Origin of the sequence: Streptomyces sp. PsTaAH-137 (assembly GCF_003259365.1) — a bacterium.
Taxonomy (GTDB): domain Bacteria; phylum Actinomycetota; class Actinomycetes; order Streptomycetales; family Streptomycetaceae; genus Streptomyces.
Map to the genome: position 1 here is coordinate 536,688 of NZ_QLLY01000003.1, position 12,164 is coordinate 548,851.

Annotated in this window: 12 protein-coding genes; 2 read left to right on the plus strand and 10 right to left on the minus strand. The window is 71.0% G+C overall.

The features are described from left to right. Nucleotides 1–24: 24 nt before the first annotated feature. From K377_RS08725 to K377_RS08765, 9 genes are all read right to left on the minus strand, one after another. Nucleotides 25–396, minus strand: coding sequence for a VOC family protein (locus tag K377_RS08725; RefSeq protein WP_111662603.1), 372 nt, complete (start codon nucleotides 394–396; stop codon nucleotides 25–27). Continuing rightward, nucleotides 393–1,181 (minus strand): fumarylacetoacetate hydrolase family protein, encoded by a 789-nt coding sequence (locus K377_RS08730; protein WP_111662604.1) that lies wholly within the window; start codon nucleotides 1,179–1,181, stop codon nucleotides 393–395. Before K377_RS08730 ends, K377_RS08725 begins: the two co-directional genes overlap by 4 nt. A 5-nt stretch (nucleotides 1,182–1,186) precedes the next feature. Continuing rightward, nucleotides 1,187–2,623: an NAD-dependent succinate-semialdehyde dehydrogenase gene (locus tag K377_RS08735; protein WP_111662605.1), complete on the minus strand. Its 1,437-nt coding sequence runs from the start codon at nucleotides 2,621–2,623 to the stop codon at nucleotides 1,187–1,189. Nucleotides 2,624–2,786: 163 nt separating this feature from the next. Then, a complete protein-coding gene (locus tag K377_RS08740; RefSeq protein ID WP_111662606.1) occupies nucleotides 2,787–3,698 on the minus strand; it encodes a VOC family protein in 912 nt (303 codons plus the stop codon). 118 nt (nucleotides 3,699–3,816) lie between these two features. Further along, nucleotides 3,817–4,734 carry a LysR family transcriptional regulator gene (locus K377_RS08745; RefSeq protein WP_111662607.1) on the minus strand — a complete coding sequence of 306 codons (918 nt, stop codon included), beginning with the start codon at nucleotides 4,732–4,734 and terminating at the stop codon, nucleotides 3,817–3,819. Nucleotides 4,735–4,789: 55 nt separating this feature from the next. Further along, nucleotides 4,790–5,764 carry a sugar ABC transporter substrate-binding protein gene (locus K377_RS08750; RefSeq protein ID WP_111662608.1) on the minus strand — a complete coding sequence of 325 codons (975 nt, stop codon included), beginning with the start codon at nucleotides 5,762–5,764 and terminating at the stop codon, nucleotides 4,790–4,792. Next, the gene (locus K377_RS08755) at nucleotides 5,761–6,726 is read right to left on the minus strand and encodes an ABC transporter permease (RefSeq protein ID WP_258394998.1); all 966 of its coding nucleotides are present in this window, start codon (nucleotides 6,724–6,726) and stop codon (nucleotides 5,761–5,763) included. Before K377_RS08755 ends, K377_RS08750 begins: the two co-directional genes overlap by 4 nt. A 167-nt stretch (nucleotides 6,727–6,893) precedes the next feature. Beyond that, on the minus strand, nucleotides 6,894–8,384 hold the full coding sequence (locus K377_RS08760; RefSeq protein WP_111662610.1) for a sugar ABC transporter ATP-binding protein: 1,491 nt from the start codon (nucleotides 8,382–8,384) through the stop codon (nucleotides 6,894–6,896). Continuing rightward, nucleotides 8,381–8,962, minus strand: a complete 582-nt coding sequence (locus K377_RS08765) for a carboxymuconolactone decarboxylase family protein (protein WP_237551820.1) — start codon at nucleotides 8,960–8,962, stop codon at nucleotides 8,381–8,383. Before K377_RS08765 ends, K377_RS08760 begins: the two co-directional genes overlap by 4 nt. Nucleotides 8,963–9,173: 211 nt before the next feature. Between K377_RS08765 and K377_RS08770 the strand changes: the two genes are divergently transcribed. Together K377_RS08770 and K377_RS08775 are read left to right on the plus strand one after the other, a co-directional pair. Then, nucleotides 9,174–9,584 (plus strand): cupin domain-containing protein, encoded by a 411-nt coding sequence (locus tag K377_RS08770; protein WP_111662611.1) that lies wholly within the window; start codon nucleotides 9,174–9,176, stop codon nucleotides 9,582–9,584. 103 nt (nucleotides 9,585–9,687) lie between these two features. Then, nucleotides 9,688–10,695 (plus strand): TAXI family TRAP transporter solute-binding subunit, encoded by a 1,008-nt coding sequence (locus K377_RS08775; protein ID WP_111662612.1) that lies wholly within the window; start codon nucleotides 9,688–9,690, stop codon nucleotides 10,693–10,695. Nucleotides 10,696–10,731: 36 nt separating this feature from the next. On the opposite strand, the gene K377_RS08780 is transcribed toward K377_RS08775, so the two are convergent. Then, the gene (locus K377_RS08780) at nucleotides 10,732–12,162 is read right to left on the minus strand and encodes a HAMP domain-containing sensor histidine kinase (protein ID WP_111662613.1); all 1,431 of its coding nucleotides are present in this window, start codon (nucleotides 12,160–12,162) and stop codon (nucleotides 10,732–10,734) included. Nucleotides 12,163–12,164: the final 2 nt, after the last annotated feature.

Sequence of the window (12,164 nt, forward strand, 5' to 3'; positions counted from 1 at the left end):
CCTGAACGATGTCGACGGTGTGGGTCAGTTGGGGCGCTTGGCGTGGTACACGAGTTCGATCATGGTGTGGTCGGGATCGTGGATGTAGCAGAACTTCGACTGGTTCTCGGGCCGCTGGATCGGCCGGGTGTGCCGGATGCCCAGCTCTTTGAGGTGGTCGAGGAACTCGTCCCAGTCGTCGACCTCGACGGCGAAGTGATAGGGCGCCATGCGCTCCATCTCCTCGACGGGGGTGAAGTGCAGGTCGAAGGTGCCGCGGGTCATGAGCACCACGCGCGTGTTCGACTTCGGCATGATGCGCTTCATCCCGAAGACCTTCGCGTACCAGGCGGCGGTGCGGTCGGGGTCGGTGGTGGGGAAGTTGACGTGGTGGATGTAGCGGGGTTCCTTGCTCATCGGGCAGGACCTTCCTGTGGCGCTTCCTCTTGTACGGGGTTGGTGAGCACCCCGATGCCGCTGATCTCTACGGCGACGGTGTCCCCCGGCTTCAGCGCGCAGGTGGACTCGGCGCCCATCCACAGCACGTCCCCGGGGTGCAGGGTGAGGCGACGGCTCATCGCGACGATGTAGTCGTACGGGTCGAACACCATGTCGCCGGTGGGGAACCGGGCGCGTACCTCGCCGTTCACGGACAGCGTCGTGGTCTGCGCGAGCGCGTCGACGGCCGTCTCGATCCAGGGGCCCATCGGCTTGAAGGTGTCGCTGTTCTTGGCGCGCCAGAACGTGCGGTCCTCGTGCTGCCAGGTGCGGGCGCTGACGTCGTTGCCGATCGTCCAGCCGAAAACGCCCGCGCGTGCCTCGTCGTACGTGGCGTGCCGCATCCGCCGGCCGATGACGGCGACGAGTTCGGGCTCGGCCTCGAACCGGCCGGTGACGTCGGACGGCTTGACGATCGGTGAACCGTGGCCGGTGAGGGCGTTGTTGGCGCGGTAGCCGATCTCGGGCCGGTCCGGTGTCGTGGCGCCGTGCTCGGCGATGTGACGCGGGTAGTTGAAGCCGACGGCGTAGAAGACGGGCGGGACCACCGGGGGCAGCCAGCGGGCCCCGGCCACGGGCAGCTCGCCCGTGACCGAGGGGGCCGGGCTCTCCAGCGGGGAGGCCGAGAGCAGTTCGAGGGTGCCGGGGGCGGCGGCGCGGGCCCAGCGGGCGCGGCCGTCGACGTCGACGCGGGCGTATTTCACGGGCGTCAGCTCAGCTGGTGCGCGACGCGCTTGGTGACGAGGTAGGAGTCCAGGGCCTCGGGGCCACCCTCGCGTCCGTAGCCGCTCTCCTTGACCCCGCCGGACGGCGCCTCGTGGACGGATCCGCCGCAGTGGTTGATCGACAGGATGCCGGCCTCCAGTTCGGCGGAGAGCTTCTCGGCGGTGGCCGCGGACTCCGTGAACCCGTACGCGGCGAGGCCGAACGGCAGGGAGTTGGCCACGGCCAGCGCGTCGTCCAGGTCGTCGAACGGCACGATCGGGGCGAGCGGCGCGAACGGCTCCTCGCTCATGATCTGCGCGTCCTGCGGTACGTCGGTCAGCACGGTCGGCGCGAAGAAGTATCCGGCCCGGTCGGGCCGCAGGCCGCCGGTGCGCACGGTCGCGCCGCGCCGCACGGCGTCGGCGGTGAGGCGTTCGGCGGCGGCCAGGCGGCGTTCGTTGGCGAGCGGGCCCATGGTGGTCGCGGGGTCGAGCCCGTCGCCGACCACGATCTCCTCGGTCGCCTTGACGAAGGCGGCGGCGAAGTCGTCGTGGAGCGAGGAGTGCACGAGGAAGCGGCTGGGCGAGGTGCAGACCTGGCCGGCGTTGAAGAACTTGGCGCGGGCGGCGCGCTGGGCGGCTTGCACGGGGTCGGCGTCGGCGCAGACGATCACCGGGGCGTGGCCGCCGAGTTCCATCAGGGCCGGCTTCATGACCTGGCCCGCCGTGGCCGCGAGCAGCTTGCCGACGGGGACGGATCCGGTGAACGCGACGAGCCGGGTGACCGGGGAGGCGATCAGCCGGGCCGAGACGGCGGCGGGGTCGCCGAAGACGAGGTTCAGGACTCCGGCGGGGAGTCCCGCGTCGGCGTAGCAGGCGACGAGCGCGGCGGCCGTGGCCGGGGTCTCCTCGGAGGCCTTGAGGACCATGGAGCAGCCCGCAGAGAGGGCGGAGGAGATCTTCCGGTTGGGGCCGCCGACGGGGAAGTTCCAGGGCACGAACGCGGCGACGGGGCCGATCGGCTCGCGGCGCACGGACAGGATCGTGCCGGGCGCGGAGGGGATCGTGCGGCCGTAGGCGCGGCGGGCGTCCTCGATGTGCCAGCGCAGGGTGTCGGCGGTGCGGCGGGCCTCGCCGATCGCCTCCTTGAGGGGCTTGCCGCCCTCCAGGGTCATCACGCGGCCGATCTCGGGGGCGCGTTCGGTGATCAGGTCGGCGGCGCGGTGCAGGATCTCGGTGCGGGTGGCCACGGGGGTGGCGCGCCAGGTCCCGAAGCCCCGGCGCGCCGCTTCGAGGGCGTCGTCGAGGTCGGCGGCGGTCGCCAGGGGTACGGTGCCGATGGCTTCTTCGGTGGCGGGGTTGAGGACGGGCGCGGTCGCCCGGTCGGCGGCTTCGCGCCACTCGCCGCCTATGTGGAGGCGGACGGTGGGATAGCTGTACATGGGCGTCGGCCCTCTCGGATCAAGCCCCTCCGGCGATTGAGGAGCGGGGTCCGGGGCAGAGCCCCGTGGCCTTCGCGCCGTTGCCGGTCGAGGTCGCGTCGGCGGCTGCTACGCCGTCGTGGCTGGTCGCGTAGTTCCCCGCGCCCCTGGCGGGGTGATCGACTCAGGCGCGATGGGTGCGCAGCGACCAGATGGTGTGCGGCGGGGCCGTGTCGTGGACGCGGGTCTCGTACGAGGCGTCGGCCCGGTCCATGTCGCAGGCGTACTCGACGCGGCCGCCGCACGGCGCGTGCAGGAAGCGGAAGATGTTGGAGCCGATGGTGTGCCGGCCCAGCTTGCGGGCCTCGCGCCAGCCCTTGTCGATCATGTTGTTGCCGCCCTCGATGACGTCGTCGACGCCCGGGACCTCGTACGCGATGTGGTTGATGCCGGCCTTGTCGGGGCGGTGGCAGAGCAGGAAGGTGTGCTGGTCGTCGTCGCCGGGGGCCTGGAGGAAGACGCCCATGGGTTCGACGACGTCGGTGGGCCGGAAGCCGAGGCGGCCGGTGTAGAAGGCGACGGCCTCCGCGCGTCCGGCCTTGGGGATGTTGAGGGCGACGTGGCACATCCGCAGCGGCCTGACCTGTCCGACCGGTGCCAGCGGGGCGTTCCAGCGGCTCACGCTGCCCGACACGTTCGCCGGGCGCGGGGTGATGTCGAGGGGGCGGGGCCTGGCGAGGGTGAGGCCGACCCCGAAGCCGGTCTCGTCGACGGTGTGGTGGACGCCGTCGGCGCTCTCCCGGACCGGGCGGTCCTTGCCGGCCTCCCGGACCAGGCGGTCGAGTGCGTCGGCGGTGTCCACCCCCCAGACGATCTCGCGGAGGGTCGGGCCGTCCTCGACGGGCGGCGGGAGCAGCGGGCCGGGGTCGCCGTCCAGGTGGACGGTCTGTCCGGCGAGCGTCTCCAGCACGGCGTGCTCGTCGGTCCGTTCCACCAGGAACAGTCCGAAATCCTCGAAGAACCGCACAGTCTCTTCGAGAATCCCGACGCTGCCGACGACCGAGTAGGTGACCGACTCTATGCGCTGAATCCCCATCGATTCCTCACTCCAGATCTCCCCCGTGCTTTCCCTCGGCGATCGTAGATTTGCCGGACGACCGCCTCAACAGCCCTGCCGTACAGGGTCTGCAACCGTTGATTGCATCCGCCGCGGGTCAGGCGTCGACGGCGATCCGCGGAATGGGATTCCTGGAGAACCATTGAGTGAGGAACTCCAGGAACACCGCGATCTTCTTCGGCGTCGACTGCCCGGGCCCGTAGATCGCGTACAACGGCCGGTCGGGCACGCCGAGTCCGGGCAGCAGTACTTCCAGGGCGCCGGAGAGCAGGTCGTCGTAGGCGGGCCGCTGGGGCAGCAGGCCGATGCCGCGGCCGTGCACGGCGGCCTTCTGCAGCGCGATGTACGAGTTCGACGAGAAGGCCACATTGCGGATCTTGTGCAGCGTCGAGGAATGCCCGTGCCCGATGCGCCAGACGGGATCGTTCACGTGGACCAGGCAGTCGTGCGTGGCGATCTCGTTCGGCTCGGTGAGCGGTCCGTGCCTCTCCAGGTATTCCGGCGACGCGCACAGCACAAAGGGCAGTGAGGCGATTTTCTTCAGACGGACCCCGGAATCGCGGAGATCCCGGGTGTGGAACGCCACGTCGAATCCGCTGTCCAGAAAGTCGTACGTGCGGTCGGACATGCCGCCGAGTTCGAACCGGATGTGAATCTTCGGGTGGGCGGCGGAGAACGCGGCGATGGCGTCGCCCAGATCCAGACTGCCGATCCATTTGGGGCAGATGATGCTCAGGGCCCCTTCGGCCCGGTCGTGGAGCTGGGCGATGGAAACGTCCTCCGTCGCTATTTCGTCGAGTATGCGTGAGCAGAACTCGGCGTAACGCAGGCCCTGTTCGGTGAGGCTGACCGAGCGGGCCGTGCGGTTGACGAGCCGGACGCCGACCTGCCGCTCCAGCTCCGCGACATGCCGCGACACCAGGGAGCCGGAGGAGCCGAGCTTCTTCGCGGCCCCGTTGAAGCTCCCGTTCTGCGCGACGGTCACAAAGCTGTGCATGAGCAGCAGGCGGTCCATGAGTCCTCGTTTTCAGGCAGTGCTGGAATTCAGGTGCTTCTCACAGAGCGGCGCTTTACTCGGGGCAGTACTGAGGCGCCTGGTCCACGGTGTCCCGCGTGATCAAAGTAAGTGGAACCTTACTTACTTTGTCAACCTTCTTGTCAGCAAGAAGGTCGACGCTTTGCTTCACCGCGGTCTGCCCGATGGTGAGGGCCGAGTTGGAGACGGTCGCCTGGAGCCGGCCGTCCTTGATCGCGGCGATCCCGTCCTCGGAGCCGTTCACCGAGACGATCTTGACGTTCTTCGCACCGGCCGCGTCGAACGCCTTCCGGACGGCGAAGGCCATCTCCTCGTTGGCGACGAAGGCGTAGTCGAGGTCCGGGTGGGCCTGGATCATGTTCTCGGCGACGTCCTGGGCCTTGGCCGGGTTGAACATGCCGGGCTGGTTGGCGACGACCTTCGCCGTGGCCGGCAGCCGCTTGGTGAAGCCGCCGACGAGCAGGTCGGAGGCGGCGCCCGGGGCCCCGGCGACGACGCCGACCTTGACGCTCTTCGAGCCCGCGTCCTTGGCGATCCAGTCGGCGTCCATCTGCCCGACCTCGGTGAGGTCCACGACGGCCGCGCCGAGGATGTCGGAGATCTTGTCGGTCGAGACGGACGTCAGATAGATCGGGATGCCGGCCGCCTTGGCCTTGGCGATGTCCCCGTCGAGGGCGTCGACGTTGACCGTCTGCACGATCAGCGCGTCCACGTTCCGGGAGATCATGTCCTCGATGTTGGACAGCTCGGTCCCGGCGTCCTGCTTGGAGTTGGCCGTGTAGACCTTGGCGTCCTCCTTCTTCGCGGTCTGCTCGACGGCCTTCTGCAGACAGGTGTGGAAGTGCGTGTTGGCGCCGTTGACGAAGCCGAGCGAGACGGAGCCCTTCTTCGAACCCCCGCTGTCGGCACTGGTGTCGGCGTCTTGCGCGCAGCCCGCGAGCACCAGCGCGGTGACACCGGCGAGCGAGGCCGCGAGGGCTCTGCGGGAGCGGGGGGCGGTGGACGTCATGGCGTACTGCCTTTCCTCTGGAAACCGTTGATGACCGCGGCGACGAGCAACACGGCTCCGGTGACGACGAGTTGGTAGTTGCTGTTGACCTGGAGCAGATTGAGGGCGTTGGCGACGACGCCGAGCAGGACCACGCCGAGCGCGGTGCCGGCGACGGTTCCGCGCCCGCCCGCGAGCGACGTTCCGCCGATGACCACGGCCGCGACGGCCGTCAGCTGGGTCTGGAGCCCCGCGGTGTTGGGCGCGCTGGCGCCGAGCCGGGAGAGCAGCATCAGTCCGGCGAGCCCGGCGAGCGCCCCGGCCAGCGCGTACAGCGCCAGCTTGCGGGCGGGGACGTTGATGCCGCTGAGCCGGGCGACGTGTTCGTTGCCGCCCATCGCGAACGCGTCGCGGCCGAAGGTCGTGAACCGCATGACGAGCCCGATGAGGACCAGCACGAGCGCGGCCACGACGAGCAGCCAGGGCACGCCGGCCACCGTGGAGTTGCCGAGGGCCTGCATCTTGTCGCCGATGGTGACGCTCATGCCGTTGAGCACGAGCAGCGCGACACCGTCGAGCAGCATGGCGGTGGCGAGGGTGGCGACGAACGGGGCGACGTTCGTGAACGTGACGACGAGCCCGTTGACCAGCCCGACGACCGCGGCGAGGAGCAGCGCGACGACCACGGTCACCGCGGTGGAATGCCCGCCGGAGAGCATCTGGGCGGCGACCGCCGTGGTGACGGCGGCGTTCGACCCCATGGAGAAGTCCATGCCGCCCGCGGTCATCAGCAGGGTGAGCCCGCCGGCGATGACGGCGTTGACGCTGATCTGCCGCAGGACGTTGAGCAGGTTCTGCGAGGTGGTGAACGAGTCGGCGCGCAGCGCGGTGAACACGATGACGACGACGAGTACGGCGATGAGCCCGGCGTGGGGAAGGCGGAGCGCCATCGGCGCCCTGACACTCACAACCTTGACACTCACAACAGAGACCTTCCGGAAGGGCGCCCCGTCAGGGGCGCGGGGAACGGCGCGAGCAACCACGACCGAGGCGGCAGCCGGGGGGTCCGGGGGCGCAGCCCCCGTTTTCGGGACGGGAAGGGGAGGAGGGGGCGACCCCCACGACCTCGGCCCCCACCCACGCGCACCCTTCATGAGCCCCCACCCCCCACGGCCAGCGAAACCAGCCCGTCCTGGCTGACCTCGGCGACGGACCGCTGAGCGACGACGCGCCCGGCGCTGACCACGACGACCCGGTCGGCGAGCCGCACGACCTCCTCGGCGGACGACGACGCGAGCAGCACGGCGACCCCCCGCCCGGCCAGTTCGTCGACCAGGGCGTGGATCTCCGCCATCGCCGCGATGTCCACGCCGTTGGTCGGGTCCTCCAGGAAGCAGGCGACCGGCGCGGTCTGCAGCCATTTGGCGAGCAGCACCTTCTGCTGGTTGCCGCCGGACAGGGTGCCGACGGCCGGGTTCCCGGCGAGGGCGACGACTCCGTAGCGGCGGCGCAGCGGCGCGGCCCGCCGGGCGAGATCGCGCCCGCGGTGCCAACTGCGCCGCTCCAGCCGGTCCTGGGCCAGCATCAGGTTCTCGTCGACGGACAGTTCGGGGACGAGCCCGAGCGTGCGCCGGTCCCCGGTGACGCAGCGCAGCCCGCCCGCGAGGGAGGCGGACACCTTGCCGAACGGCACCTCGACGCCGCCGACGCTCAGTTGCCCCGCGTCGGGCGCTACCCGGCCGGACAGCAGGTCGAAGAGGCTGGACTGGGCGTCCCCGGCCGGACCGAGGACCGCGACGACCTCGCCCCTGCGGACGTCCACGGAGAAGCCGCGGATGGCGCGCCCGTGGCTCAGCGCGCGCACGGAGATCCCGGGTTCGTCCGTCGGCGCGGGCCGTTCGGGCCGCGCCGAGACGACGTCCCGCCCGACCATCCCGCGCACCAGCGAGGCCGCGTCGAACTCGGCGGCCGGCGCACTGCGCACGACACCGCCGTCGCGCAGCACGGTGATCCGGTCGGCGATGCCCATGACCTCGTCGATGTAGTGCGAGATGTAGACGACGGCGACCCCGTCGTCGCGCAGCCGACGCACCAGCCCCCGAATCTGCGCGGCCGCTTCGGCGCTCAGGCAGGCGGTCGGCTCGTCCAGGACGAGCACCCGCCCGCCGCGCCGCACCTCGCGCGCGACCTCGACCATGGTCTGTTCGGCGACGGTCAGCTCACCGGCTGCCCTGCGTACGTCGATGTCGATGCCGAGGCCGGAAAGGGCTTGCTCAGCCTCGGAGTTGACGGCACTCCAGGTGACGACACCGTGTCTGCGGGGCAGGTCGCCGAGCATGATGTTCTCGGCGACGGTGAGTCCCGCGGCCAGTTCGCGGCGCTGGGGCACGGAGGCGATGCCGAGCCGGCGGGCGCGGCGCACGGTCAGGCCGGGCTGGGCGTGTCCGTCGACCTCGACGGTGCCCCGGTCGGCCTGGTGCACGCCGGAGAGGATCTGTACGAGCGTGGACTTGCCCGCGCCGTTCATACCCATCAGGGCGTGCACCTCGCCGGGGTGCAGATCGAGGTCGACGTCGCGCAGGGCCGCCGCGCCGCCGAAGGTCTTGGTGACGCCGCGGACCCGGACGACGGGCCCGCTCACGCGGGGTTCACCCGGCCGTACCCGCGGATGTCCGGGAACGGGGGCTCCTTGTCGGCCTGCAGGTCCACCTGGAAGGTGTTGAGGCACATGCCGAGCATGGTGAAGTTGCCGAGCGCGCCGACGGTGTCGACCAGTCCCTGCGGCCCGAAGTGCTTCAGCGCGGCGGCGAAGGTCTCGTCGGAGACGAAGTGTTCGTCGAGCACCTCGTGCGCGAACCGGAAGAAGGCCTGGTCGGCGGGGTCGTCGAAGACCACGTCTGCGTCCCGCCGCTCGGCGATGGCCTTGATGTTGGCCTCGCTGACACCCGCCTCGACGGCCTGGTGGACGTGGGCGTTCCAGGAGTACTGGGCGTCCCAGTTGCGGGCGGCCATCAGCAGCGCGAGCTCCCGCAGCCGCTGGGGCAGGGAGCAGTCGAACCGGGCGAACGCGCCGAGCGAGTCGGCCCGTTCGGCCATCTCGGGGCTGTGCAGCCAGACGCGGAACGGACCGCGCACGGCACCCCGCTTGCCGGCGATCCGCGCGGCCAGTTCCCGCTGGCGCGGGGTCATGTCCTCTTCGTCGAGTACGGGGAGCCTCATGGCCGGGAACCGCCTTCACATCCGGTGCACGGTCCTGGTCCGCCGTGCGACGGTGGCCGACCGTACCCCCGGAAAAGGGCCCCACCACCCCTCCGGGAATGCAAGGTAAAGCTGCACGCCGGACGGCATCCGCGAGCCGGGAACGGCTTCTAACCTCGGTCGACACACGCCCTGGCCCGGGCACTCGCGCACCCTGTGAAAGGACCGCCGGATGACGACGATCATCAAGGCCGCAGCCGTCCCCCTCCTCGACCGCGGCGGCGCCGTCGTGACCACTCCGCTGATCACCACCGCGTCCGCGGCCGGCGAGAACCGGATCACCAGCGGGATCAGCGTCTATCCGGTCGGTTCGGGCGCCCCGCTGCACTCGCACAACTGCGACGAGCACGTCACGATCCTCGACGGCGAGGCCGAGGTGGTGGTCGACGGCGAGGTCACGAAGCTGGAGCGGCACGACACCACGTACGTCCCGTCGCCGGTCCCCCACCTCTTCCGCAACGTCGGTGACACCCCGCTGCGCATCCTGTGGGTGTACAGCTCCGGCCATGTGACCCGTACGTTCACCGAGACCGGCCGCACCGTGGAACACCTGTCGGCCGAGGACCAGATGGGCGAGGACTGACCGCACCCCGCTCGCCGCCGGGTGCCGCGTCCCTCACGGAGTGTGACCGCCTGCGGACACTTCGCCCCTGGTCAGCCCCGCCCCCACCTGGCAGGATCGCGACATGCCGCAGGCCCCCCTCCGACCGTTCCCGCTGACCCGCCGCCGCGCCCTCACCGGCTCCGCGGCGGCGCTCGTGGCGTTCGGGCTGCTGCTGTGGTGGCTGCTGCCGCTGGGCCCGGCATCGCCGTCCGGCGAGATCAGGTTCAGCACGGGCACACGGAACGGCGTGTACGTGCGCTACGGCAACCTCCTCGACGAGGCGCTGGCCGACGATCTGCCCCGGCTCGACGTGCGGCTCGACGAGAGCGAGGGCTCGTGGGACAACGTCACACGGGTCGCCACCGGCAAGGCGGACTTCACCATCGCCGCTGCGGACGCCGTCGCCAAGTACCAGGAGGAGGACCGGTCCGGCGCGGACCGGCTGCGCGGCTGCGCCCGCCTCTACGACGACTACATGCAGCTCGTCGTGCCCGCGGGTTCCAGCGTGAAGAAGGTGGCCGACCTGCGCGACAAGAGGGTCGCCGTGGGCACCCCCGGCTCCGGGGTGCGCCTGATCGCCGAGAAGGTGCTGGCAGCGGCTGACCTGGACATCGACAAGGACATCGTGCCGGTCGACCTCGGCATCGGCACCATGGCCGACGCCCTGAAGTCCGGGAAGATAGACGCCTTCTTCTGGTCGGGCGGCCTGCCCACCAACAACGTGAAGACCCTCTCCGAGGACTTCCCGATCCGCCTGGTCGAGATGGGCAGCCTGCTCGACCGCCTGCGCAAGATGAGCGATCCGTCGGCCCGCTACTACCGCGCCGCCGTGATGCCCGCCGACACCTACCCGGACGCCCAGCAGGGCCAGGCCGTCAACACCCTGGCGGTGGCGAACCTCCTGATCACGACGGACCGCACGGACCCGAAGCTGACCGAGGCCGTGACCCGCACGGTCATCGACAGCCGCGACTCGATCGGCAACACGGTGCACGCCGCGCAGCTCGTGGACCTGCGCACGGCCGTCTACACGGACCCGCTCGCCCTGCACGAGGGCGCGCGCCGCTACTACCGCTCGGTGAAGCCCTGACGGCAGCCGGGCCCGCCGGAGCCCGCGGCTCCGCGCTCACCCACCGGCCGAGCCACTTCCCGGCCGCGCCCGCGGCACCCGTACCGTCACCTTCAGGCCGTGCGGCTCGTTCGGGGCGTACGCGATCGAGCCACCGCCCGCCGTCAGCAGGGCGCGGGAGATCGACAGGCCGAGACCCGAGCCCTTGATGTTCTGGTGCCGGCCGCTGCGCCAGAACCGGTCGCCGATGCGGGACAGCTCCTCCTCGCGCAGGCCGGGGCCGCCGTCGGCGACCTCGACGGCCGTACTGCTGCCGTTCGCGGCGACGACGACGCGGACCTCCTCGCCCCGCGGGGTGAACTTCAGCGCGTTGTCGACCACGGCGTCCAGGGCGCTCGACAGGGCGACCGGATCGGCCCAGCCGGTCGCGGCCGGGCAGTCCGCGACGAGACGTACCCCCTTGTCCTCGGCGGTCAGCCGCCACGCCTCGACGCGCTCGGCCGCGAGTTCACCGATGTCGGTCAGCTGGAGGTCGGCGGCCGCGTGCTCGGCGAGCGCCAGGTCCAGCAGGTCGTCGAGGACCCGGGCCAGCCGCTTGCCCTCGGCCTGTACGGACGCGATCTCCTCGTTCCCCTCCGGCAGTTCGTAGGACAGCACCTCGATGCGCAGCAGCAGCGCCGCGAGCGGATTGCGCAACTGGTGCGAGGCGTCGGCGACGAAGGCGCGCTGCTGCTCCAGCACGTCCTCGACGTTGTCCGCCATCTCGTTGAACGACCGGGCCAGGCGCCTGAGTTCCGGCGGACCGCCGGCGGCCGCGACCCGTGACTTCAGCCGCCCGGTGGCGATGTCGTGCGTGGTCGCGTCGAGCACGCGTACGGGCCGCAGGACCCAGCCCGTCAGGCGCAGCGCGGCCCCCACGGCGAGCAGCATCGCGGCCACCTCACCGAGTGCGATGACCGCCCAGCCGCGTAACGTCTTGGCCCGCATCGTGGCGGTGGGCGAGTCCGTGACGACGACGGCGACGACATCGCCGTCCCGGATCACGGGCGAGGCGACGACGATGCGGCCCTCCCGCTGCCACGGCCACACCTGAGGCGGATCGTGGCTCCCGCGCGAGTACAACGCCTCCTCGAAGGCGGCGTGCAACTGCCCGTCGGCCGGAACCCGGAACGCGCCGGGCGCCCGCCCCATGGGAGGCACGTCGGGTTCGCGGTAGAAGACGCCGGCCCTTATCCCGTAGACGTCGTAGTAGCGGGCGAGTTCCTTCTGGAGGGTCTGCCGGCGCTCGTCGGTCTCGGTCTCGCCGCTGCCCTCGGAGCGCGTGGTGACGAACTGGGCGAGGGAGGCGAAGCGGGCGGTGTCGTCGATGCGGTCCACGACGACCTTCTGCTGCTGCGCGGAGGCCAAGCTCACCGCGAGCGGGAAGCCGAGCGCGAGCAGCACGCCCGCCATGAGGACGATGAGCAGCGGAAGCAGCCGTGCGCGCACCG